General features: G+C 56.0%; 29 protein-coding genes. 5 read left to right on the plus strand and 24 right to left on the minus strand.

Annotated features, from left to right (window positions below; translation table 11 throughout):
- The first annotated feature begins 126 nt into the window (after positions 1-126).
- Complete coding sequence (locus D7I37_RS04580) at positions 127-1110, plus strand: quinone oxidoreductase (RefSeq protein ID WP_061799179.1); 984 nt, start codon at positions 127-129, stop codon at positions 1108-1110.
- A gap of 300 nt (positions 1111-1410) precedes the next feature.
- On the opposite strand, the gene pspG is transcribed toward D7I37_RS04580, so the two are convergent.
- A complete protein-coding gene (gene pspG / locus D7I37_RS04585) occupies positions 1411-1629 on the minus strand; it encodes an envelope stress response protein PspG (RefSeq protein ID WP_061799180.1) in 219 nt (72 codons plus the stop codon).
- A gap of 156 nt (positions 1630-1785) precedes the next feature.
- Positions 1786-2835, minus strand: coding sequence for a tRNA dihydrouridine(20/20a) synthase DusA (gene dusA / locus D7I37_RS04590; protein WP_256369327.1), 1050 nt, complete (start codon positions 2833-2835; stop codon positions 1786-1788).
- 89 nt (positions 2836-2924) lie between these two features.
- Here dusA and D7I37_RS04595 point away from each other — a divergent pair, with 89 nt between their 5' ends.
- From D7I37_RS04595 to D7I37_RS26955, 4 genes are all read left to right on the plus strand, one after another.
- Positions 2925-4016: a site-specific integrase gene (locus tag D7I37_RS04595; RefSeq protein ID WP_129543367.1), complete on the plus strand. Its 1092-nt coding sequence runs from the start codon at positions 2925-2927 to the stop codon at positions 4014-4016.
- 227 nt (positions 4017-4243) lie between these two features.
- Positions 4244-4711 carry a Panacea domain-containing protein gene (locus tag D7I37_RS04600; protein WP_129543368.1) on the plus strand — a complete coding sequence of 156 codons (468 nt, stop codon included), beginning with the start codon at positions 4244-4246 and terminating at the stop codon, positions 4709-4711.
- A gap of 10 nt (positions 4712-4721) precedes the next feature.
- Positions 4722-5111, plus strand: a complete 390-nt coding sequence (locus D7I37_RS04605; protein WP_129543369.1) for a hypothetical protein — start codon at positions 4722-4724, stop codon at positions 5109-5111.
- 435 nt (positions 5112-5546) lie between these two features.
- Positions 5547-5705, plus strand: coding sequence for a hypothetical protein (locus D7I37_RS26955; protein ID WP_165283086.1), 159 nt, complete (start codon positions 5547-5549; stop codon positions 5703-5705).
- A gap of 34 nt (positions 5706-5739) precedes the next feature.
- On the opposite strand, the gene D7I37_RS04610 is transcribed toward D7I37_RS26955, so the two are convergent.
- From D7I37_RS04610 to D7I37_RS04710, 22 genes are all read right to left on the minus strand, one after another.
- Positions 5740-6537, minus strand: coding sequence for a hypothetical protein (locus tag D7I37_RS04610; RefSeq protein ID WP_129543370.1), 798 nt, complete (start codon positions 6535-6537; stop codon positions 5740-5742).
- 13 nt (positions 6538-6550) lie between these two features.
- Positions 6551-7732: a sialate O-acetylesterase gene (locus tag D7I37_RS04615; RefSeq protein WP_165283087.1), complete on the minus strand. Its 1182-nt coding sequence runs from the start codon at positions 7730-7732 to the stop codon at positions 6551-6553.
- Positions 7630-8718: a hypothetical protein gene (locus tag D7I37_RS26960; RefSeq protein ID WP_165283068.1), complete on the minus strand. Its 1089-nt coding sequence runs from the start codon at positions 8716-8718 to the stop codon at positions 7630-7632. Before D7I37_RS26960 ends, D7I37_RS04615 begins: the two co-directional genes overlap by 103 nt.
- A 14-nt stretch (positions 8719-8732) precedes the next feature.
- Positions 8733-9860, minus strand: coding sequence for a contractile injection system protein, VgrG/Pvc8 family (locus tag D7I37_RS04620; RefSeq protein ID WP_129543372.1), 1128 nt, complete (start codon positions 9858-9860; stop codon positions 8733-8735).
- Between the two features lies 1 nt (position 9861).
- Positions 9862-10077: a tail protein X gene (locus D7I37_RS04625; protein ID WP_054306623.1), complete on the minus strand. Its 216-nt coding sequence runs from the start codon at positions 10075-10077 to the stop codon at positions 9862-9864.
- Positions 10052-10528: a phage tail protein gene (locus D7I37_RS04630; protein WP_033637992.1), complete on the minus strand. Its 477-nt coding sequence runs from the start codon at positions 10526-10528 to the stop codon at positions 10052-10054. The genes D7I37_RS04625 and D7I37_RS04630 overlap by 26 nt, the downstream gene beginning before the upstream one ends.
- Complete coding sequence (locus D7I37_RS04635) at positions 10525-12150, minus strand: hypothetical protein (RefSeq protein WP_129543373.1); 1626 nt, start codon at positions 12148-12150, stop codon at positions 10525-10527. The genes D7I37_RS04630 and D7I37_RS04635 overlap by 4 nt, the downstream gene beginning before the upstream one ends.
- 103 nt (positions 12151-12253) lie before the next feature.
- The gene (locus D7I37_RS04640) at positions 12254-12553 is read right to left on the minus strand and encodes a phage tail assembly protein (protein WP_054306626.1); all 300 of its coding nucleotides are present in this window, start codon (positions 12551-12553) and stop codon (positions 12254-12256) included.
- Positions 12554-12610: 57 nt separating this feature from the next.
- Positions 12611-13117, minus strand: coding sequence for a phage major tail tube protein (locus D7I37_RS04645; protein WP_129543374.1), 507 nt, complete (start codon positions 13115-13117; stop codon positions 12611-12613).
- The gene (locus D7I37_RS04650) at positions 13114-14640 is read right to left on the minus strand and encodes a phage tail sheath C-terminal domain-containing protein (RefSeq protein WP_129543375.1); all 1527 of its coding nucleotides are present in this window, start codon (positions 14638-14640) and stop codon (positions 13114-13116) included. Before D7I37_RS04650 ends, D7I37_RS04645 begins: the two co-directional genes overlap by 4 nt.
- 39 nt (positions 14641-14679) lie before the next feature.
- Positions 14680-15261 carry a tail fiber assembly protein gene (locus tag D7I37_RS04655; protein ID WP_129543376.1) on the minus strand — a complete coding sequence of 194 codons (582 nt, stop codon included), beginning with the start codon at positions 15259-15261 and terminating at the stop codon, positions 14680-14682.
- Complete coding sequence (locus tag D7I37_RS04660) at positions 15261-16406, minus strand: phage tail protein (RefSeq protein ID WP_129543377.1); 1146 nt, start codon at positions 16404-16406, stop codon at positions 15261-15263. Before D7I37_RS04660 ends, D7I37_RS04655 begins: the two co-directional genes overlap by 1 nt.
- A 4-nt stretch (positions 16407-16410) precedes the next feature.
- A complete protein-coding gene (locus tag D7I37_RS04665; RefSeq protein ID WP_082394670.1) occupies positions 16411-16947 on the minus strand; it encodes a phage tail protein I in 537 nt (178 codons plus the stop codon).
- On the minus strand, positions 16934-17851 hold the full coding sequence (locus D7I37_RS04670; protein WP_054306632.1) for a baseplate J/gp47 family protein: 918 nt from the start codon (positions 17849-17851) through the stop codon (positions 16934-16936). Before D7I37_RS04670 ends, D7I37_RS04665 begins: the two co-directional genes overlap by 14 nt.
- Positions 17826-18185, minus strand: coding sequence for a GPW/gp25 family protein (locus D7I37_RS04675; RefSeq protein ID WP_033638731.1), 360 nt, complete (start codon positions 18183-18185; stop codon positions 17826-17828). Before D7I37_RS04675 ends, D7I37_RS04670 begins: the two co-directional genes overlap by 26 nt.
- Positions 18186-18222: 37 nt before the next feature.
- Positions 18223-18840: a phage baseplate assembly protein V gene (locus D7I37_RS04680; RefSeq protein WP_129544747.1), complete on the minus strand. Its 618-nt coding sequence runs from the start codon at positions 18838-18840 to the stop codon at positions 18223-18225.
- Entirely contained in the window at positions 18840-19379 is a 540-nt protein-coding gene (locus D7I37_RS04685; protein WP_232238924.1) for a hypothetical protein, read from the minus strand. Before D7I37_RS04685 ends, D7I37_RS04680 begins: the two co-directional genes overlap by 1 nt.
- Positions 19380-20051, minus strand: coding sequence for a hypothetical protein (locus D7I37_RS04690; protein WP_054306634.1), 672 nt, complete (start codon positions 20049-20051; stop codon positions 19380-19382).
- 2 nt (positions 20052-20053) lie between these two features.
- Complete coding sequence (locus D7I37_RS04695; RefSeq protein WP_054306635.1) at positions 20054-20413, minus strand: head-tail joining protein; 360 nt, start codon at positions 20411-20413, stop codon at positions 20054-20056.
- Positions 20414-20764, minus strand: a complete 351-nt coding sequence (locus tag D7I37_RS04700) for a DUF2190 family protein (RefSeq protein WP_054306636.1) — start codon at positions 20762-20764, stop codon at positions 20414-20416.
- Positions 20765-20842: 78 nt separating this feature from the next.
- On the minus strand, positions 20843-22930 hold the full coding sequence (locus D7I37_RS04705) for a ClpP-like prohead protease/major capsid protein fusion protein (protein WP_129543378.1): 2088 nt from the start codon (positions 22928-22930) through the stop codon (positions 20843-20845).
- Positions 22884-24395: a phage portal protein gene (locus D7I37_RS04710; RefSeq protein WP_129543379.1), complete on the minus strand. Its 1512-nt coding sequence runs from the start codon at positions 24393-24395 to the stop codon at positions 22884-22886. The genes D7I37_RS04705 and D7I37_RS04710 overlap by 47 nt, the downstream gene beginning before the upstream one ends.
- Positions 24396-24402: the final 7 nt, after the last annotated feature.

Here is a 24402-nt window from a genome sequence, read left to right on the forward strand (position 1 = left end):
TGATTTTTATTCGTGATTCCCGCGGCATAACCGATGCAAAAAAGGTATTGAACCCGGCGCGGGCGAACTGGATCTCCGATACTAAAAAGAATAGGGTGAAATCAGACACTCCAACGAGGTAACGACATGGCAAAGCGCATTCAATTCTCCGCCACCGGCGGGCCGGAAGTGCTGCAATACGTTGATTTCACGCCGCGCGATCCGGCAGCCGGCGAGGTGCAGGTCGAGAATAAGGCGATCGGCATCAACTACATCGACACCTACGTGCGCAGCGGCCTGTACGCCCCCGCCAGCCTGCCGAGCGGGCTGGGCACCGAGGCCGCCGGCGTGGTGGTCAAGGTCGGCGCCGGCGTCAGCGCGGTAAAACCGGGCGACCGGGTGGTGTACGCCCAGTCGGCGCTCGGCGCCTACAGCGAGATCCACAACGTGCCGGAGGAAAAAGTGGCGCTCTTGCCGCACAACCTGAGCTTTGAGCAGGGCGCCGCCGCCTTCCTGAAAGGGCTGACGGTGCACTATCTGCTGCGCCAGACTCACGAAGTGCAGCCGGGCGAAGTGTTCCTGTTCCATGCCGCGGCCGGCGGCGTCGGGCTGATCGCCTGCCAGTGGGCCAAGGCGCTCGGCGCCCGCTTGATCGGCAGCGTCGGCTCGGACGAAAAGGCCGCGCTCGCCAAACAGGCCGGCGCCTGGGCGACCATCAACTACCATAAGGAAGATATCGCCCAGCGAGTGGCCGAGCTGACGCAGGGCGAGAAAGTCGGCGTGGTGTACGACTCGGTAGGGAAAAGCACCTGGCAGGCCTCGCTCAACAGCCTCAAGCGCCGCGGCCTGATGGTCAGCTTCGGCAACGCCTCCGGCCCGGTGACCGGCGTCGATCTGGCGCTGTTGAACCAGAAAGGCTCGCTGTACGTCACCCGTCCTTCCCTCAACGGCTATATCACCAACCGCGCCGAGCTGCAGTACGCCAGCAATGAGCTGTTCTCGCTGATCGGCAGCGGCGCCATCAAGGTGGAAGTGAAGGAACAGCAGAAATTCGCGCTGGCCGACGCGCAACGCGCGCACCAGGTGCTGGAAAGCCGCAGCACCAGCGGCTCCAGCCTGTTGATCCCCTGATTGCCGCCAAAAGAAAAGGGCTCCGTAAGGAGCCCTTTCTGTTACTGCGCTTTGTAGGGGTAGAGCAGAGTCCGCCAGAGACAGGGGGTTGCTTCGGCAACGCTATTATTGGATTGTCTCTCGCGGTGATGAAATCGGTCGCATCACTGCATCGGCGATTATCCTAACAGCCCCCCAACGCAAAAAACACGCTTTATGTGCCACCCGCGCGGTTAAAACTGCCAAGCTGTGATCGCCGCCGCATTAGTCATGCCGCCGTTACCTGAATTTCATCGTGACTGTCTGATTGTTAGACAAAAATCAGTAGCGCCTGATCGGGGACTTCTGCATCGAACGGTAGATCCACACGCCCACCACCGCCAGGATCAGCCAGGGCAGCAGCTTGAAAACCATAGCGAACAGCCCGCCAAGCAGCATGAAGGCCGCCGCCGCCAACAGCGCGGCCAACACGCCCAGCAGCGAAATGCCGGTCACCATCAGCATCACCACAAAGCCAACGAGAAAGAAGAGTTCTAACATGATTGCTCCTTCGCAACGCAACGTATCTGCTGAGTTATTACAAGAAGCGTGCCAGAACGGCGTAAAATATAACTCATTGAAATATTTGGATAGGCATACAGCAAGACGCTGAATGCCTGGCGAGAAAGACTAACTGTTAGTCAAATTCTTTAGGGGTTATGCCACCTCGGTACGCGGCAGGCGCACCAGATCCAGCGCCGCTTCCACTACCCGCACGTCGGCACCCGGCTTGTGGGCGTTCTCGCTCAGGTGGCGACGCCACTGGCGCGCGCCCGGCACGCCCTGGAACAGGCCGAGGATATGGCGGGTGATATGGCCCAGATAGGTGCCGTTGGACAGCTCGCGCTCGATGTACGGGTACAGCGATTCGATAATCGCCACGCTGTCCTGCACTTCGCTCCGCGCGCCGAACAGTTCGCTGTCGACCCGCGCCAAAATGCCCGGGTTCTGGTAAGCCTCGCGGCCCATCATCACGCCGTCCAGGTGCTGCAGGTGCTGCCGCGCCTCTTCCAGCGTCTTCACGCCGCCGTTGATGGCGATGGTCAGCGCCGGGAAGTCGCGCTTCAGCCGGTACACCCGCGGGTAGTCCAGCGGCGGCACTTCGCGGTTCTCTTTCGGGCTGAGGCCAGAGAGCCAGGCCTTGCGCGCATGGATGGTGAACATGTCGCATTCGCCGCGGCCGGCGACGGTGGCAATGAAATCGCACAGGAACTCATAGCTGTCCTGCTCGTCGATGCCGATGCGCGTCTTGACCGTGACCGGGATCGACACCGCATCGCGCATCGCCTTGATGCAGTCGGCGACCAGCGTCGCCTGGCCCATCAGGCAGGCGCCGAACATGCCGTTCTGCACCCGGTCGGACGGGCAGCCGACGTTGAGGTTGATCTCGTCATAGCCGCGCTGTTCAGCCAATTTGGCGCAGTGCGCCAGCGCCGCCGGATCGCTGCCGCCCAGCTGCAGCGCCACCGGATGCTCTTCTTCGCTGTAAGCCAGGTAGTCGCCCTTGCCGTGGATAATCGCGCCGGTGGTCACCATCTCGGTGTACAGCAGCGTTTCCTTGGTCAGCAGGCGGTGGAAGTAACGGCAATGACGGTCGGTCCAGTCGAGCATCGGCGCGATGGAAAAGCGGTGCGGCGGGAGTTCACGCGCTATATCGGGTGTGGCGCCCGCTGCGCCTACATTCAATTCTGTTTTATTCTGGTGCATTCGGTAACCAAATAGTATATTTTCACTTTGTCAGCACCCCATACAGCACCCCATTCAAATGGGGACCCGGAACAGACAAAGGATTATCGATGGCATACTATAGCATAGAAAAGCGACAGCGCGCCGACGGGACAATGCGCTATCGCTGCACTGTTGGCGTAAAGCAAGGCGGCAAATACATCTACAGGGAGAGCCAGACATTCGGGCGCCACCAGCTCGCGAAAACGTGGGGTGCCGGAAGGGTAGCCAAGATTGAAGCCGAAGGGGTGCCGGGGGAAGAAAAATCAGATGAAATTACGGTTGGTGAGCTGCTCAGGAAGTACATCAACGATCCGGCACTAGGTGGCCGCGCAGGGAGAACAAAAACTTACGTCCTGAATATGCTGGTTGATTGCGATATAGCAAACGTAAAATTGCATGACCTGCAGGAACACCACATTATTGAACATTGCCGTGACAGAGCGGCCGCCGGAGCCGGACCCGCAACAGTGGCACACGACCTCAGCTATCTATCATCAGTGCTATCAAGCGCAAAACCAATATACGGCATAGACTACGCGCGTAACCCTGCTGCTGATGCCAGGCCGTTGGCGCTAAACATGGGCTTAGTAGGTAAATCAAAGCGACGCAATCGCCGGCCGGCATCCGATGAGCTGGATAGGCTTCTTGGGGAGCTGGCGAAACGATCGCAGAAGCGACAGGCAATTATCCCATACGTTGACATTCTCAATTTTTCTATCCTTTCGTGCATGCGAATCGGCGAGGTTTGCCGACTGCGCTGGGACGACGTAAACAACGAACAGCGCGCAGTTCTGGTTCGCGACAGAAAAGACCCCCGCAAGAAAACCGGCAATCACATGATCGTTCCGTTGCTCGGCGACGCATGGACGATACTGCAGGCACAACCGAAGAAAGGTGACCTGATATTCCCTTACAACTCAAAATCAGTTAGCTCTGGCTTCCAAGCCGTCAGAAATAAGCTGGGTATAAAAGATTTGAGATATCACGATATGCGGCGCGAGGCTGCGAGCCGTTTATTTGAGGCGGGGTTTAGTATAGAAGAAGTAGCGCAAGTGACGGGGCATAAGAACCTGAACATTCTCTGGCAGGTATACACAGAGCTATACCCGAAATCGCTGCATGAGAAATTTGACCAACTGCAGGCAGCCAGGGGTAAGTAAGAGCAACCTCTTTACAAAGTGGTTGACATATCAAAAATCCATGTTAATAAAAACAATCATTATCGTAACTATGTGATTTTAATAATTTTTAAGTTCTGCATTTAAGCACGCACTGTGATATCATTGTTCTTAACAAGAATAACTGTAAATTCATACAGCCTTTATCCGAGAGTACCAGCTTTTGGATTAGGTTTATTTTGTCTAAATAAATACCAAAGGAGGCTCAGATGGCATACCCAACCATTGCTGTTGCTAACGCCTTCATTGAGAGGGCGATGAGGGGACAACTACCTGATTTGGACCCTATGAAACTACAGAAGCTCATGTTTTATGCCCAATCTTGGCATCTGAAGATTTACAATGAACCACTTGTAGATGACTTCTTTGCGAAGTGGCCATATGGTCCCGTAATCCCATCGCTTTATCATGAAGTAAAGCATTATAAATACAATAGTATCAATGCATTAATAAGCAACCTTGAGAGCAATGGGTGGACACAGAGTGTGGTAACTCCAACTGTTCCAGCAAGCGATCAAAGAACGAACGAGCTTCTAGATAAAATTTGCAGCGTTTACGGCTCCCTTAGAGCAACACAGCTTTCTTACCTCACACATCAGCCAGGAACGGCTTGGAGTGAGACCAGAGAAGAAGGTTCAGTGATATCTAATGACCTAATGAAAGAACGGATTCAGTAGGGCTAGCTTAATGTCTGCATCAATAGATGATATTGGAAAGGGAAAACCCAGGCCAGAGGATATACCGGACTGGGTTCCCGACTCTTCTTCCCCGATAAGCCCTGAGCCTAAATCTCAAAAGCACCCATCGCTTATCAACGAAGACGTTTTAGACCGACAGGCTGACAGGGCCCTAAGAGTTAAATTTGGAGACAAAGCCTATAAAGTTGCTCGTAAGAGCCTCTATGGGTGGTGCTGGCTGTTAGCGATTTATGCCGCATTTAAGTTTAGGTTCGACAAAGAACTATTCTCAGATAACGTGCTAATAGCAATTACTTCTGCAGTTACGCTTAATGTTTTTGCTGCTTTCCTTGGTGTAATTAGAGGTCTTTTCCCTGCCTCAAAAACCCCAAAAGAATAGCTCCACTTCCTTGTTGAGATGCTGCCCCTGCCGATGTTCAACCCACACGAACACTACGAGGCCGGCGATGGGGCAGCAGATCCTAGATAGGGTCAGCGTTTAAACTTTCAAGTCCTCGCAGTGATCAGTTGATGGCTGTATTGACGGTTTATCATACCCGTCTATGCTTTTTAGCAAGGGCAGCTATAGCCCGCATATACCTACCTGATAGCCCCGGTGTCGTGTCCGGGCTTTTTTTTGCCTGCAATACACTCATCTATACAACTTGATCGATTTAAACGATCGATACCTAAAAACCGATCTATACAACCAATTGTTATTTTACATACAAATCGTGTAATCATTGAGCACATACCAACTACAACAGCACCAGGGAATCCCCTCACTGCGCCCATGCCTGCACCGCATGGGCTTTTTATTAACGGCAGGAACAGCATGAATACCTTCATAAAAGCATTCGTTCGACTCGGCGCCGCTGTGTCTGCGCTTTCCCTTATCTCTGGGTTCACCCGCTGGCCCGAGGTCATGTTCATCTATAACTTCGTGATGTTAGCCATCTGGGTGCATGCAGAGTGGGACTGGCATCGAAAATGACTAATAGCCGGGAGATATCTCCCGGCGCCCATCACTAAACGACCACACCATACGTGTTTTTGAAGTAACGCTGAGAACGGCCGTATTGAACCTTCAGCTCATCCAAAGATAACACCCGGTCATAAATCAACACTTCAGCAACAGCCAGTCCTGTATTGGGACTTGAAGGTGGCACCGGTGGTAAGTTTGGATTGCGCCAGGTGATAATGCGATAGAAGCTTTCCGCCTCCTTTTCCGTCACCGAACGTTCGGCCAGATTCGCGCCTTCGGCGAGTGTTGCCGGGATAATGTCAGCGCTGGCAGAAGGTACATATAAGCCGCCCTGGTTACCTGCGCCATCAACAGTGACAGCAGTAAATACAAAGTTGTTACGGCTTGAAGTCGCCTCAGAAGGCCCCGCCGCCGTACCATACAGTTTTTCATTATAAGCTTTACCGCCAATACTCAATGAACGCCGGCGAAGTGCGTCCACTGATACATCCGTAATGGCAATGCCTTCCCCGTTTGCCGAGGCCGACTGCACAATGTTCCCTACGGGGTAACCGAACGTATTCACATCAGCAGCCTGGCGGTACACCGCAATCATGGTGCGCTGCAGTCCGTCCGGTACATCGGTAATAAAGCCGTTGTCTTTATCGCCAGTCACAAAGAACGTGTTAAATACTGGCGTACCGACAGCCTTTAACGTGTGTCCGTTACCAGACAGATCGGAGAAACCATCCCCAAAACGCCATCCAGCCATCAGGCCCGACACCGTGGCAAACGGCTCAAACAGCGGTGGTAATGTTGGGTTCTTAATTTCCATATCCAGATTGCGAATAATCGTTGTCATTTCGTTACCTTACTTAAAAAATTACGCACCAGTTGTGCAGTTTGCGCAAAACACCTGCGCTGTCTGTGTAGCTTTCGCCCGGTAAATCCCCTTCGCTATCGCGCAGGTTGCCGCGCGGCCCCGTCGTTCTGCCGTTCGTCAGCGGATCACCTGCCTTGCCCCATCCGTAAGTGACGATTTCGCTATCGCGCAGTGGCCGTGAGGTCGTGATCCGCACACGGTCATGACCGGCAATATCGACAGCAGTAATAATGTCGATGACATCAAGCGATCCCTTATCCCGGATGTAGAACCCCATGTTTTCCGCCGGCGCCACCCAGTCTGTATCGAAAACCAGTGGCGGGGTCGGTACGTTGAAATAGAGCATAGTGAAGATGCCCTGGCGGATTTCATCGATCACGTCCAGACGATGCATGCGCGTAACGCCCTGCAGCATGTCACGCCGCTTTTTGTAAATCATGCGGCCCGTATACTGGGAGAACATGTAGTACGTCTCGGGCATGCCGTGGATGTGGTCTGATGCGTAGTAATCACCGATGTAACCGGGATACGCGATTTCCGTTTTACCCAACATCGCGGCGTCACGCAGTGCCAATGCGATCAGCGGGTCCCGGCGACGGTACGCACGGTGCGTGCTGAGTTGGTAGCTGATAAAAATGGGATCAAACAGCTGGCCGGTGATCGCCTTTTTGTCCGCCAGCGAATCGGCGATGTACTGCAGGTAAATAGCGAGATAGTCAGCGCGCGACGTCTGATCGCGATAATCTGATTCGCCCTGCATCCACACAACTGCCAGTTCAGCAAACGTTCTTCCTTCGTCAGCGGCCAGGCGTAGACTGTTGGTAACGTGGGCGATCATGCGGCTATAGGCTGCAGTGCCTTTAATCAGGTTCTTGATAGGCTGACCGCCAGTGCCGGGCGCAGAACCGATATAGGCGCTGGCCTGATGGTCAAAGGGTAGCCCTGTTTCTGCCTGGATCATTTCCACCAGCTTATGCGTCGCGCCGGTAACAGGGGTTTCCGCCGCCGGCCAGGTTCCCTCTGACGGTTGGTAACGCTTTTCCACCAGTGGCACCAGTGTGTCCGTGTCGGTCATCCCGCTGTTGTTATTGGTGCTGAATCCCTTGTTCCCATAGCGCTGTTCTGTGCTGACAGGCTGTGGGTCATCGTTGGGGTTCGCGGCACCAAGAGACAACGACTGCCCCTCACTGCGCACCCCCATGTAGTCATACGGCCGGAACGGCACCGGTGGAATATCAGGCTTCGGGGGGTAGAGCCAATCACGGGAATATCCAGATCGGTTTCATACCCTGGATCACAGGCATAAGGGACATAACCTTTATCGACAAACACAACGCCTGGTGGCCCCGGAATTTCAACAATCTCAACCCGGCCAATGATGACACCGCCCATTTTCGAACCGCCGATATACGGCACGTTCTTTTTATCTGTCTGCGCCCAATCATATTCATGATGGTTGCCAAGATTTTTAAACTGTACGCCGGTAATATTGACGTCACCATTTTCTGTATAGTTAATCGGTGACACACCGTTCGCAGCAAAAAAACCGCCCCCGACTAATACACCCTCTGTGTCATAGACCTTTTTTTCAACGCCATACCCCTGCGTGCGCTTATCTACCTCACCACTCTGTGATAATGATTTTCTCGCAAAGTCAATGGCATTCTCAACATCACTGGCACCGGCTGCACTTGCAAACTCCAGTGCGGTGCCATTCAGGTTCATATAATATTTAAAACCTTTCCCTTCCCCCTGGCCGACGCGGAAGCTTTTCCCGAAAGGCGTACCGGCAAGGCCGGCAATCGTTCCATCAGGATCATCAGGGGTGATGTAATACGTGTTGGCGTCAGCAGTATTCTCCGCCCTTCCTGCGGCATCCTCAGCCCTTTCCGTCAATCCGTCCAAAACAGACTTGTCGGCAAAAAGTTTAAAACCGTCTACAAGACTGACGAGATTACCGGAGCGATCAGAAACCAGCGACTTAATAAGTAATGACATTAATATTTTTTTGGTTCGCAACAAACCATCACCGTCGCTTTGAGAAATAACAAGAAGGTCATCAATTAACGAATTCTCAGCCGAAGGAAGTTCCGATATTTTCATTTCCTTATCGACACCGATGGGGTCACTGACCACCTTTTGCTTTAACCTGCTAACCATGCTGCAGACTCCCGTTATGTTTTATCAAAATAGCCAATACCATCATCTTTCTTTTTCCCCGATTTTTTCCCGCCCTTCCCTTTTGGCGGCTTGATATCCGTCGCCAAATTGAACGCGAACGACATTCCCTGGGAGGTGAGAGAAAACACCAACGATTCGATTAACCAGCTCCGATCCTCCACCGTGCCGAAGCCCTGGGTAATAACCCGGCTCTCTGCCGTCAGTGGAATATGTGCCGGCCGGCACGGCCCGCTGAGCGTCATGCGGCGCTCATTGCGGCTTACCTGCGTTTTTCTGGATTGCGCGCTGTGGTTGGCGGCGGTTTTGGTCGGCTGGGTGAATGGGTGGGATTGTGACGGACCATCATGTTCGAGTGATTGCGTTTTCGTTCGCCCGTCTTCCGGGTCAAAGTACGAAACACTGATTTTGCCCTTCTTCCCGCCCTCACCTTTTTTACCGGGTCCAGTCGTTGCGCCGCGCTGCTGGCCATCGGTATAACTCCACTCCGACACCTCTTCCTTTAAAATCGTTACGCTGGCCAGCGGCTTCCCGCCGACGCTTAACGATTCCCCCTGCTGGAGAAACAGCCAATAGCCGCCGGACGGCTTACTGATCGCATTAAAACGACTGGCCAGCCGAGTCATTAACGCTGCATCCGATTCATTGACCTGATCGAGGTGCCCGACCGCGATATCTGCCAGTGAGCCGGCCACTTTGGGGATCAACCCGTTGTCACTGGCGACAGTCTTCACAATGTCGCCCAGGTTCACGTCGTCCCAGCTGCGACTTTTCTGGTTCAGCACGTCACCGGGCTGGCGCTGGGCGTTCATCGGCGCTGCCGTGGCATAAATAACGATTTTGCGCGGCGGGCCGCTGCTGGAAATACCGCTGACAACAAACCATCCCTTGTCCTGCAATACCCCGTTAAACCCCAGCCCTAGCCGCAGGCGAGCGCCCTTGTTAGGGAGCGCCATGGTTTCCGACAAAATGGTGATCTGCAGTTCGTCAGCCTTTGCCGTGGCGCCACCATTATCCGTCAGCCTGATTTCCACCAGGTTCTCACGCATCAGCGCAGTAATATCCCGCCCTTCCGCCGTGAGGCTGAACTCCGGCCGATATTCTTCTCTCTGCACGTTTTCCATATCAATCCCACAGTTGAACCGTTGACTCTGCAACCTGCGTTTCGATATCAGGCAGCGTAATGATTAAGCCGGAAGGGTATATCGCCCCCAGCGCGGCCAGTTCCCTGTTGGCATCCAGCACTTCCGTCAGCGTCTGAGGGAGATTTGCCAGACCGTAATGCCTGGCGCAGATGGCATCCAGCACATCGCCTTCATGGGTTATGTATGTCGTCGGCATAATGTTTTATCGTGATCGAGTAGGTTTTCTTTCGCGGAGAACCACCAGGCAGGAATGCCGGCGTGGTATCGGTAAAGTCCGTAATCACCCACCAGCCCAGCACATCCCCGGCGCCACTGACCAGCTGCTGGGGCTGCGCCTTGTCGGCGAGATCGTACAGTGCATCGATGGACGTGACCCCGTTGCGGAAAAAGGCGTGGGCCTCACCGTCCAATTTGACGCTGCGGGCTTCCTTGCCCGTGTACTGCAGCAGGTCCTGTTTGCCGATCCGCTCCTGCTCCTGCCAGCGCCAGCGCGCCTCCCGCGTCAGCTGGTTATAGGCTGCCGTATCGATGGAGAATTCAAAGTCGCCCAGCATCATCATGATTTTGGCATTTTCTGCCGGGCGCCCGTTCGGCGCGTTGTAGCTGTACGCACCGGTTATCGTTCCGATGATGTCTATATCGCTCATCCGCTCCAGCCTCCCGGTGCGTCATACATCGCATTGTTCCCGTTGAATACGTCCAGTTTGCCGATCTGCGTTACCGCGTTATCGGCGATGCTCTTGGCGTCCTGCCCCGGTGAACCGTTGACGGTCATATAAATATTATTCCGGCGGTTATCGGTGACAGTCGGCTTATCCTCCTTACTGTCAAGCAAGCCGGCTTTTTTCATCATCTGGGTGAATGCTGCAACAACTGGATCACCCTCTTCATTCCCAACGGTGTTCTCATACAGCGTATTAATACGCTTATCGAACTCTTTATCGTCCCGAAATCCGAATGTTTTGGTTTCCGTGTTCGCAGCAATGGCTTGTTTAGCCAGGTTCGGATTAGCGGCAACCTGCTGATCAAACCACTCCCCCAACCCATAACGGTCGGCCGTCTGCCTGGCTAGTTCCGTTGAGCCGTTATAAGCCAGCGAGCGCAACACGCTTTTTTTGTTGTCGGCCTCGTCCGGCACAAACTGCCCCAGCCACTTCGCAATGTTTACGGCCACTCTGCTAAAAGTGATCAATCCGTTTCCGAACTTAATCAGCGCAGGTATCCAGGAGTTGCGGATGGTCGTAGCAATCACCTCAATACCACCGTTTTTGAACCAGTCGGACAGCTCATCGGCCAGTTTCGTGACCATCGGAGCCAGGTCGCCGCCCAGCTTGCCGGCGATCTGGTCCACAGCGCTGCTCCAGACCGTCCGCAAGTTGCTGAACGCGATGTTGCTGCGCATCGCCCCTTCCGCGCCGTCACGGGTCACCAGGTTGTATCGCTTCTGTTCGTTCATCAGGTCGCGATAACTTTTGCCGGTCAGGCGCATGTAGGTCAGGATTTTGTTGGCTTCACCGCCGAAGATGGAGTCCGCGTACCCTGCCGCCAGCTGTTCGTTATCCAGTTTCAGCAGGCGTTCAAAAATGCTCGACACCTGGTCTTCATTGCTTTTGCCGTACATATCGCCGGCCTTGAACCCCAGCAGCGGGAAGTTCTCTGCGATAGCGCCTTTCGTCGGGTCTTTCTTAAAATCCGAGACCTTATTGCGGTACTCTTCAAACAGGTCTCCGAAGTTCTCCCCGTTCAGCCCCATCTGCTTACCGAGGCTCTGCCAGGCATTGAACGTATCGATGTTCACACCGTAGCTTCGGGCAATGCCGTATGACTCGGCGGTTTCCGCATTAGAACGAACAGGAGACATAACCGCACCGATCCCCGCCCCGATTAACCCGCCAGCGGCAGCAATCCCCAACCCGGCGCCAAGCGTCCGGCCTGCCCGGCCAATAAAGCCACGCCCCACGGCGCCCGCCCGACGAAAACGTTCAGCACGCTGCAGGCTGCGGTTCAGCGATTCCTGCTCCTGCTCCGTCCGTTTGATAGAACGCGTCACAGTGTCGTAATCGCGCTTCAGGGCGCTGACATCCTTGCCCGCCAGCTTGGTTTGCTTCATCCGATCCGCCAGCGCCTTTTGCTGCTTGGCGAGGTGTTCAGATTGTTTCTCGACGGTTTTCAGCCCTTTGTTAAGCCCGTCCGTCGAGCGGCCCCAGCTGCCGTCGATGTTGCCGCCAAACGTTATGACGGCTTTCAATTTTTGACTTATGCTGCTCATTTACTCACCCGCTCATATTCGTCTTTAACAAAGTCGTAAAAGGCGGAAAACGGCATGGAGAGCCAGTCCCCCATGCTGTAATTCAGGGTGCGGCCAACCAGCCTCAAGGCTTGTCGGATGTCGCCTTCTGACGCTCCCCAGGAGGCAGCAAAAAATTGTTCCAGGCCGCCTCAAGCTGGTAATAGTCAGCCGCAGTCAGTTGATAGACGTCCTCAACATTCATGCCGCACAGATCGGCCAGCATGCCAATTTCCTTTTCTGCATCGCTCCCCGGACGTTTGACATACTCGATGCGGTCACGCACCAGCGGTTCGCGCATCGTGACTTTTTCAAGCTTGCTGCCATCGGCCAGCGTCAGCGGGGAGTACAGTTTGATTTCTACGTTGCTGCCTGGGTAATTCATGGTATTGCTCCAATAAAAAAGCGGCACAAAGGCCGCTTAATGGTTGTTGAGTGGGGATTAGATGCGGATTTTGCTGCGCAGGCCGCCCAGCTGATCCACGCCGTTCACACGGCGGATAAAACGCTCGGTGTCGATTTCAAACAGCTCCATACCGTCGCGCGTCTGCTTGTAATAGCTCATCGCAATCTCAACCGTGATCGCCGTTTCCCCCATGTTTTCATTGCCCCGCGCATCCGGCGTGATCTTTGAGACAAACCCTTCAATCTCTTCGATTGTGCCGACCGCCCGGCCGTTGCTCAGGTAGCCCTGATACGCCATAAAACGCGGACGCTGACCAGAAATAAAACCAAAACGGCTCAGCACGTCGGTATCAATACCCCAGAACTTGATGGAGCACGTCAGCGCCTCCATGCCATCATCCAGCGGGGTCGGTGCATCCTGGGCGCCGGTGCGCAGTTGCGAGGTGACGATGGACAGCTCCGGCGGCGTAAACTCATGCGCGCCGGCGACGCGAAAGCCACCGGCAAAAATGGTCCATGCCCGTAACGTATTTTTTGCGCTCATTGTGCGGTCATCTCCTCAACGGCGTAATCATTATTGATGCGCACACGCATGGTGATGCGCTCGGTCGGCGACTTCGGCCCGAAGTCATAGTTGATATACAGCACACCAGCGGCCAGGGATTCCGCCGTGTTCAGTTCTTCGTCCAGCCACGCAGTACCGCCAAAGATGGCACCCAGGCCAACAAGCTGGCGCAGGTATGCGTTCACCGTGCCAAGAATGTCATCAGCCGTCTCTTTATCCAGCGGCCGGTCGTTATAAATCATGACCGTGTTCTGGATACTGTCTTCGATAACGTCTGCAGTGCGGCGGACCGACTCGAAACGCCACTGAGGGTGATCGATGCACAGGCGGTTGCCCCAATGCTTGTACCCCGTGCGGCGGATGATGGTGCTGACGTTCTGCATGTTCAGCAGGTTCGCTTCACAGTTCGGATCGCCGAGAATAAACTCGTCAACCTGCTCAAGGCCGAGAATGCTGTTGATGTCCTGATTGGACTTGCTCCACCACCAGCCTTTCTCCAGATCGATGCGCGCCCGCAGGCCAGCTGCAAAGGCGGAATACGGCCGGAACTCCAGCTCGCCGCTGGCATTCACTTTTTGCACCCGAGGCCGCAGCAGTTCAACGCGGCCACCGTACATCTGCCGGCGCTGCACAACTTCCGGCAACGTTGCCATCGAGGCGCAGTCCAGATACGCCACCGCGCGGAGTTTTTCGGCTGCCGTTTCCAGCCCTTTGCCGATACCGTCATCTTCACTGAACCCCGGCGCAATCAAGATGCGAGGGCGATAACCGTTGACCGATTCACTGGATGACCAGGCGTTGATCCCCGCCAGGATATTCGCGCGGATATCGATATTGAAAATCTGGTCAGACAGCAGGCGCTGTTCATCCTCGGCGGTGAGCGGCTCTTTTTCCTCGGTAGAGACAGTGACCGGCTGTTCATTATCTTCAACGCGCACAATGACGATCAGCGCGTTGGTCTGGTCGGCAATCTCCTGCACGGCCGGAGGGATAGTCCCTGCACTGCCCAGCGCCCGCATCTGCGTACCGCCAACGACGGCTACCGGTGTGTTGAGGGGAAAGGGTTCATCCTGCCCGCCGGACAGCACCACGCTAAACGGGCTGACCTTGCCGGTGTCGGCGCCCGGTAATACGGTGACCAAGCTGTCAGTCAGTGCCAGAACAGCGTCGGACACCTCTTGCGCGGTGGCGGTGAGTTTGCCGTCGGCATCGCTGGCCAGCAGAATGTCCAGCACGCCTCGCGCATAGGTAGCACTGGTTTTTCCGCCGGCCGGCGCCGCAGCAGCGGTAACGCGGAGCTGGTTACCTGCCCGCCCCGGCTGCGAGGCCGCAAACGTCAGTTCATTATCCAGCAGCGCAGTCCCGGTGACAGCCTGCGCCTTGGTTCCCGGTGATGCATCCGGGGCCGTACCGACCAGGCCGATAACCGCAGTCTGGATCGTGGTAACGGCAACCGTCCCGCTTGTCAGTTCAATTGTTTCTACGCCGTGCAATTCGGCCATAGTATCCTCCAGGCATAAAAAAACCCGCTCGATGGCGGGTCATTGTTTAATTGGGGTTGGTCGGGTTGGCCAGGAGATATCCGGCGCCTGATTAACATCGATGCGGCTTAGCGCCAACCGGTATTTTTTCCACTCTGTCAGTGATTCCTGCTCAGCGTCTGTCGCGTCGCCGAACTCTACCGCGTCCTGTAGCGGTGCAATGGCTTCAGCGGCTTCAGCGCTACGTTGCGCCAGTTCATTCTTTGCAATTTGAAGCTGCTCGCTCTGCGCCTTGGCTTCGTCCGTTACCCATTTCTCACCGTCCCACGTGTCATACGGTGTGTTCGGCGGCGTAAACGTACAACCGTCAGGCAAAGGGCCGACCTCAAACATGATGTGTTTATTCGCCTGCGCATCCCAGTACGGTGAGCCTCGGTAATCATTAACATATTGCCATTGCCCATCATTCCAGACGCCAGCCTGGCCGGTTTTCGGCGCGCACTTCGTTGTCGTGCAGTTGGCTGGTAGCCCTGTGTGTGGCGCGACATAAAAATTCAGGGTGCCAGTAAAAACGTTATTTTCATCGAAATTGTAAATCCACATCCAGCGCGGCTGGGCAGAAAACTCAAAGTCTGTGCTCATTATGCAAGCCTCACGATATAGTTAAATGCAATGTTTTTGACGGTGGTTTCCGGGTTGCCGTCCGGGTTTATGCGGCCGCCGTGGCTGTGCCAACCTATCGGAACATCGTGCGTATGAGAAGGCAGCGGTTCAATCAAGCCAAAGTCAGCGAAGCCTCTTTCCTGGTCGATGCTGTGGCGTGAACTTTCGCCGCCGTCCAGAGAGGTGTTAGAGCGGTATGAGCGTAATTTCAACTGATAAGCGCCGCCCGGCGTAGTCTGCCTGGTGCCCAGGTCAGTGCCGTCAATCTCCAGTCCATGTCCGTGATATTTGTTGCCGTCGGCCTCAAAGGTCAGCAGCTCGCGACCGTCCGGTTTGCCCTTAATCGTATTACCGCGCATATCCGGCAGCACGCCGGACGGATAGGCTTGCGCAAGGCGCGGGTAAATGGCCTTATCAAATCCCTGGCCTAACAGGAATGCATAACCGGGGGGCGGTGAGCTTAACGGCCAGGAGATTGGCGCCCCTACTGGCATCAACGGGGCTGAACCGACATAAACGTCATCACTGAACGTCAACGATCCAATTTGTGCCGTTTTGGCAATGGATAGCGTGTTTGCGCCAAGTGCTCCACCGATACTCACTTCGCCATCGACAGCAATATTATTTTGGACATGTAATTTTCCGGACATAACGTCACCGGATTTTTTCACATATCGCTTATCTGCCTCTGAAATGGTTAACGCGGAGACATTGGGATCGACCTCAATCACCACACTCTCAGCATGCGTCAGCGTCATCACGAAGTTAATGATGATCTCTTTCATCACCGGCGCACCGTCCGCCGGCAATACCGTGTCCGGGTAATCGCCGTACGCCACCAGCACACCGTCAGCACTGAGCAGCCCCACTTCTCGCAGAACTTTGCCGGGATACTTCCTCGCTTCGATAACGGTCTGACCGCTAATCATTCCTTCCGTTGATGCCCCACCGGTAAAGGGGGCATCGCCGAACTTGTTCACCAATGCCGTCGCGCCGGGATTCGGGGTTATTGGTTTACCGCCACCGTCACCAAACGCCGCCAGCGTAATTTTTACGACGGTTCCCGCCTGGTAAGCGGCCTCGATCGCCGCCGCGCCGGCAGTCGTCAGAATAAGACCACTCATTAAGTTAACTCCCGTAACTGGTTATCTCGGACGTCACCATGTAGGAGGCCGAGTATGCGGTGCCTTGTGTGGCATTTTGAAAGGACATGTCGAACCACGAACGCAGGTTTTTACTGCGCATCACCGCGTTCTTAAAATCCTGAATATGCTGCTCGTTCACCGGGTTCCCGGCTTGCTCAACCACCAGCGAAAACGTGTACGGCTCCCCGCGCGGCGTCTGTTCAAACCACTCGGTTAACTGGTAGGTGAAGGGCAGACCTTCCAGCGCCGTCTCTATCGCACCACGCGTCCCCCGGTGCCGGTGAATATAGGTAGCGCTCCGTATGGCTGCGCGCTTTTGTTCCTCGCTCCACTCAGGCAACCAGGTATCTACGCTGTATTCCCATGCCAGCCATGGGAGCAGCTCCGCCGGGCACGTGTCGGGGTTCTTTACGGCGCGGATGAGGTCGGGGATCGACAGCACCTCTGTCGTGGTTGCCTCTTCCAGCGCCCGTTCGGCGGGCAGCGCATTAGGCGGCAATAACGTTTTATGCATCGACATTGACGATCACCTTTTTCAGCGTGATTTCCGTGCAAAGCGGCGCCTGACCGATATCCATCAGCAGATCATCGACCGGCGAGGCCAGCTTAACAGTGACCACACCCGGCTGATGCAGCGCCCGGTCAATCCCCGAACGTGATACGCGGCTGCCGATCCGGTGTGTCTGTTCGAGGTAGGTTTCCAGCGCCCGCCGTGATGCACTCATCACCGTGTCGATATCCGGGCCGGAGGGGATGTAAATATCTGCCGTTACCACGAACTTCACCATTGCCGCCGGCTTCACGGTGACAAAGTCGGTCATGGGCCGGACGTCCTTCGCATTAACGGCCTGATTGACCTTTTCCAACACCTCCGCCGTGGGGATACCGTCGTTATCACGGGAAAGCACGTAAATATCTACTTCGCCGCGCCTGCCATGATCCAACGGCCCATAGGCGCGAACATCCAGAATAGAGGGGTCTGCAGAAGCGGCAAAGAAGGTATAGGCGTTCTCGGCGCCGGCGGTGCTGAGTCGTGACCAGGCCAACTGGATGCGCGTGCGGAACGCGTCATCATCTTCATAAACCGGCTCAACCGGCGGCACTGCATTCGGATCGCCCGGATTTATCAGCAGCCGCGCCACGTCAAAGTTTGCGCCAATCTGGTCAAGGTCTGCGCCTTTTGCGCTGGCCAGCAGCACGGCGCGGATGGAGTCATTCATCGCCACGCGTAACAGCGTGGAGTGATAGGCCAGAACTTCGCCCTGTTTGTACACCGGATCGGAAGGTAGCAGCGCATCATAGACCGGGTCCAGCCCGCGCAGACGGTTTAACCATCCTTCAAAAATCAGGCCGGCGTCCGGGACTTTCACCGCATCCGGCACCGGCAGCTCGGAAAGGTTAATTGTTGCTGAATTCGTCGCCATTAATGCTTATCTCCGTCAACGTGATCGGCTGGCTGCTCTCTATGTCCGTGCCAACGATGGTGAGGTCAAAATGACCGTGGGTAACAAACGCCACCTGCACCGATGACACACGAATGCGTGGCTCCCAGCGAGCCAGGGCGCCGGCCGTCGCCGCAATAATACGGACGCGGTTGCTTTCGTCCTGCGGGTTATCGACCAGATCAACCAGCTCGCTCCCGTAGTCACGGCGCAGCACACGCGAGCCGATCGGCGTGGTGAGTATGTCAATGACGGATTGCCGTAAATGCTCAGTGCCGGAGAGCCGCTTGCCGTTGCCGGCATTAACACCGTGCATGATTACCCCCATAATAAAAAACCCGCACAATCGCGGGTCACATCTTGCTGTTTGGCTCGCCTGTCGTGCCGCCGCTGTCTCCTGGGTGAGCGTGGTTGTTATAAACCTCCCTCACCCGATCCAGCGTGCTCTTGCCATCCGATATCTGGCCGCTGACGGACAAGTCCCCGTTAATGCCGGTGTTGGCATTGATCTGCGTGACACCCTGAACCGTCAGAGTGTCGGTGATCTCCACCGGGCCGCGCAGCGTCCCCTTACCCTCAATCTCATACGTGCCGCCCTCGGCAATAATGATTTTCAGGGCATGGGCATCGCGGTCATAACGGATTTGTGTGCCGTCACTGTATCGGGTGACATGCTCGCTCTCGCTCCCGTCCGGGACCGGCATTTTCCCCGTGTTCCAGCCGGGGAACACCCGGCCGTTATTCAGGTCGCCGGCTTCGCTGATGACGGTAACGGCATCCCCTACGGCAATCGGGTTAGAGTCAGCCCTGTTGGCGCTGGATGACGGCTGGCAGACCGGCAACCAGGTCGTGGTAATGTCGCCGATTTCTACCCGGCATTGCGGCTGCGGGCCGTGCTTCACCGACTGAACGACACCACGGCGGATCATGTTGGCCACGCGCCGGGCAAGGTCCCCCATATCCTGTGACATCATTCCTCCTTGCGCTTGTAGATAAGCCGGTAATCATTAATGTGCGCAGCACCAATTTCCGGCGCCGCACCCAGCCAGACTTCACGCAGCGGACCGGCAACCGATTCGAACGGGTCTTCCCCCATGGCCGCAGACTGGCTATACGTGATGCGCCAGACGATATAATCATCCATTGCAGGATCGAAGCTGTCCGGCCCCGCGCTGATAAACGCAGCCGGCTGCAGCCCTTCAAGCCCGAAGGTTTGTCCGTTGATCCACTGGCTGATATCCGCCGCCGCCGATCGGGCGAAAATTTGGGGTTTATCAATGGTGTTGCTGGCCTTGTCGATCACCACAAACAAATCACATTCAAACTCAACATTGAGCTGCCCGTCACTGCTTGGCGACTGTTCCCAGCCCATGATCGAAAAGAACACGGCCGGCGTGGTGAGCTGCGTTGCCTGTTCCGGGTAGTCGTCGGCATTGTTTACCCACGACAACGACCGCAGCGCTTCAATGACCGCGTCGTGATAGGTCGGCATTAAAATAGGCTTGGCCACTTACTTCCTCCAGCTGTTCACATTAACCCGCGCCTTTACCCTGCCCCGGATATCGGTTTCAAAGTGATGCAGAAATATTTCAACAACATCCGCAAACGCGTTGTCTTCGATGTAATCCAGCATCGGCGCATAAATATCGACTTCGGCTTCGCGGGTACGCCGCGTCGCCGGGTCGCGGATCAGCACCGTCCGGCGTCCTTCTCGTTTGCTCCGTCCGACCTCGCCATTCTCAAACGTTTTGGCTGACAACAGGTTGCCGCGCGGTTCAAAGCCCACGGAGTTTGCCCGCCGGCGCGACGGAGCATAACGCCCGGTTTTCGGGTCACGGCGGGTATGATGCGGACGCATACGTCCGTTAATACGCCCCTTCAGGTCCTTGACCTTGATTGCATTCAGACCGAACCACAAGCGCCCTTCATCCAGCAACGAGCCGCGAGAAACACGAAAGGAAAGCAGGCGCTTTCTCACCATTGCCATACTGCGCGGCGCCAGCCCATCCTTGATATCCGCCATGGCCCGTTTGCGCATGGTGGCGGCGGTTCGCTTCAATGCGCGGGAATACGCGGTCATGTACTGCTTGTGCGTTGCCCCGACGGCCAGGGCAATGTCACGCAGAACCATGGTGTCGATATCGATCGGGAGATCACGGCGTAACCGCGTAGTCCTGGCCATCGTTACTTACTCCATGTGTTAATGGGGTCCACCTCTTTCCCAGGGACGCCTCTGGCAAGCTTCACGCGCGTTCTGCCCGCTTCATCAGCACCAATATGCGTCACCCAATAGCTGGCCCCGCCGATCAACGCCTGGCATTTTTTTTCAAGTCCAACAATGTCAGCCGTATACACGCTGATAGCTGGCGCATGATCCTGAATTTCACCGCCGCCCTGCACCAGGGCCATATCATCCGGGCTTTCAAAAATTGCGACGACCGGACGGGCTTGCCCCTCAATGACTAAAACCACCGAGGGGTCTTCGGCGAAATAGCGGTCCACACGACGATCAGCACGCTGCATCCGTTCCGTGAACCGGTTCATTTAGAAACCCAGCCGCACCGGGGCTTCTTCCTGTCCGGCCTCGCCGGCGCTCCATGCCGAGCCGGCCAGTGGGAACGCTGCAGCAGCTTCTGCGCCGTCGGTAGCTTTTGCTGTCAGCGCGCCAGTGGCATCCAGGTAAACCTTGTCACCCACCGCCCAGGTTTCATCCGCTACCTTTGGCAGAACAAACACCCCGACGGTATGCAGCACGCCCCACGCCCCTGCGGGGATATCGGCATGTGCAACACCGACAATGCCACCAACAGCCACCGGCTGACCGGACTCAATCAGTGTTGCCGACGTGTTCTCGTAATCCAGCGTGGTGCCATCCTGCTGTAAATTCTTTGCCATAATGATTTTCTCCAGAAAGTAAAATGGGTGGCGACGCCACCCACGGACATAAAAAAACCGCCGTTATCGGGCGGTTTATCAGGCTTTGCCGGTAGACTTCACCAGACCGCGCCAATCCATCGGCGCGACGCCGGCGTCAATGCGTACCTTGAATGCCGCACCGTCAATGGTGAAGCCCTGCTGCTGCTCCAGATACGGTGTATCAATGCCATCCAGATACGCCACTTCGATCGTGTCCTTGCCCTGTGCTGCCGTCAGATACCATGCTTCCGCGCTGTTATCATCCAGACGCGCTTCGGAGATAACTTCCACAAAGTTCTGGATCGGGTTGTTGATGCCGCTGTTGGCATCGGCGCCAGGCACGCTGGCAGAGCGGATCAGCTGATTGGCTTTCGACTCCAGCGCCACCGGCGTCAGCATATAAGCCGGACGAATGTTAAGCTTACGCTTGCCGTTGGTCTGCAGCAGCATCGCCTGGCGGGCCTTATCCAGTCCGTCAATAGTGAGAGGCTGGTTCACCAGGTTATTGTGATCCGCACTGAACAGGGCTTTCCCGTCGCTCATTTTCTGGTTGCTGGTCAGCACCGCCCAGACCAGCTCACCGACGGTGTAACGCGCAGCGCCGCCCATCATCGCAGGAATACGCGTCAACATGTCCATGTCATCGTTAATGATGGTCTGGCGGTCAATGCTGAACAGTTCGCCATAGGTTGCCAGGGCGATAGGCTCCCCTTTATCACCGACCGTAATGTATTTGTATTCCGCACCCGGCTTCACTTCACGCAACTTGTCCAGCGCGCCCAGGCCAACGCGGTGCGCGGTTTTAAAGTCGGTCAGCGTGCCTTTACGCGTCCAGCGGTCAAAGGTTTCATTCGCCTCTTCCCACCCTAACAGCGCAGATTTATGGGCCACATCCATCAGGATGTTGCCAAAGTCGGAACTTGAATGGGTGAATGCCAGACCGACCACACCCTGACCAGACATGCCGGCAACACCAATGCCGCGATCAGCCAGCGAGGCGCGCGCCAGTTCACGCAGCGTCATCCCCTGATATGGGTTGTCTTTTTCCGCCTGCGCATGACCGGCACGGCTCATTACCGAGGCGCGGACCGAATCACCGACCAGGTTACCGTTGCCGGCATGGATATGCGCGGCACTGGCGCCAATGCTCGGCGTGGTGCCTTCCGCCAGCTTAGCCAGCAGACGATCTTTCGCCATGTTCGCATCGCAGCTCATGTCGTTGATGCACTCGGTGCGCAGCGCGGCCAACTGAGGAAAACCGTCAAAGACAGCACTCACATCCGTGATGCGTGCGGTGTTGTTGGCCTGCAGCGTCTGCTGCAGCTGCGCCGCCAGCGCCGCCACATCGATTTGTGGAGCCTGTGCGACCGGCGTGGATGGAGCAGGCGCCGGCTGAGAGACCGGAGCCGGGTTCTGTGAATTTTGCGCGTTAGGTGCCGAGGTCTGCGCACGTGCGCCGAAGAGGTGATTAGCTGCTTGTGGCATATTGTGATAATCCTTCAGTTTGTTTTGATTGAGCGATGCGGCTGCATCGAGTGGTTCTTCCAGCACATCAGCGAAGCCTTTAGCAACCGCCTCCGCACCATCCATCCAGGTTTCGGCCTTCAGTAATGCCGCGATTTCTTCCCGCGACAGACCGGTTTTCGACATATACGCCGCCAGCATCATCTCCTCGTTACGATCGAGGAAATTGGCATAATCGCGCATTTCGTCAGAATCCCCGGCCATGCCGCCCCACGGTTTGTGTATCATGATCCAGGCATTGGAGGGCATATGTACCGTGGCATTCGGCAGGCAGGCGATAACCGAAGCCATACTCGCCGCCAGGCCGTCGATATAGATATCGACCTGCCCGGTCAGCCGCTGCAGCGTGTTGTAAATGGCGAACCCGTGCATCACATCCCCGCCGGGGCTGTGGATGTGCAGCTCAACGTTTGTGGCCTCGAACACGCCGGCGTCGCGGCAGTCGTTAATAAATGATTGCGCCGAAATACCCCAGCGGCCGATCTCTTCATAGAGATAGATTTCTACCTGCCCCGGACGGCCCAGCGCGGCACGGATTTCATACCAGGTTTCGGTATTCACCGCGTCGATACCGCTAAGACTTGCTTTCGGGGTCATCCACCCCGGATTTTTTTGTTTCATTCGCTTTCGCTCCTGAGTCGTTGGCTGCGTCAGAGTCCAGCACCAGACCGTGATCGCGGTTAAATTCAACTTCACGTACACGCTGGCGTTTAATCTCCTGCGGTGACTTGCCGCGCGCGCGTACCCATTCGGCCTCGGTGCCAGCCCCACCGCGCACGATGGTTTTCCACGATTCAGCCTCTTTCACCGGATCAATCCACGGCATTACCGGCCCCAGATAGAGCGCGTTGTACAGCGAGGACATATCCACATCATCGGGAAGGCGGATTTTCGACAGACGCAACATATCTACCCAGGCACGGTAAACCGGGCGGCTGTATTGACCGACAAACCAGTTCTGCAGGACGTTGTAGCCCTCGAACCCTTCCACCAGCTCCTGGCGCTGGCTGGAATAACTGCCGTTATAGTCACGGGAAATACTGGAGTAACCGCTGCGCGTACCGCCGGCAACGGCGCGGAGCTGACCGTTACGGTATTCAGACAGGTGCACATTGGGCCGGTTTGACTCAACCATCCCCAAATCCTCACCGGGGCGCAGTTCGTCGAAGATCATGCCCGGCGCAATGTCAAAGTTACGCGCCGTGCCTGGCTCCGAAAACTCCCCATCGTCGCCTGCCGCACCATCGCCACGCTTGATATAGAAGCTCAGCGCCGCAGCGATACGCGCCGCAACACGTTCCGACTCTTCGTAATCCTTGATATCAGCCAGGCGGGTAATCACGCCGTGTAGCAGACTGATCCCGCGCAGCTGGTGCAGCCGCTTGCGCATTGCCAGGTGCAACATGTTTTCAGCCGGCACCCGCTTGGTCGCCGTAGACATACGCAGCGTGCTGGCTGGATGTGCCTTATACACGTTGTAAGCCACCGGCCGGCCCCAGGCATTAACCTCAATGCCCTGCTGAACATTCCCGCTGCCAAGGCTTCCCAAGTTCATCGGTACAAAGTCCGCCTCCAGACATTCCAGCGACAGCTGGATGCTTGTGGCATGCTTCAGCCCTGATACCGGCCCCCGCACCAGTTGCGAGAACACTTCGCCGTCACGCAATGCTGAGCGCAGGATTAGCCGTTCAACCTCGGCGCGCGTAAACATGCCGGTGACTTCTGGCCGGACGGACCATTCGGACCAGTGCTTAGCCAACAGCTCCGCGCATTCCTCATGCAGCGTGCCATCCTTCCGTAACGGCTGCGGCTCGACCTGAATACCCTGCGCCCCGACGACTCGTTCTTCCAGTTTGTCGAGGATGCCGATCACAATGTCGTGGTTTTCGTCCAGCCAGCGCGCCTGCTCACGCAACGACACACCGGCCGCGAATACGGCCGAATCAGCAGAACGCCCCTCGCGCTTGGCTTTTTGCAGTCGTGACACGTTGGCCGCTTCATACGCCCGCAGCTGATAACGATTTTTGGCGCGAGACAAGGCCCACCCTGGCGCCACAACGCCGAGTGTCTTTTCTATAAATCCCATGGGTTAC

This window comes from Serratia sp. 1D1416 (assembly GCF_003641105.1).
GTDB classification, from domain to species: domain Bacteria; phylum Pseudomonadota; class Gammaproteobacteria; order Enterobacterales; family Enterobacteriaceae; genus Serratia; species Serratia ficaria.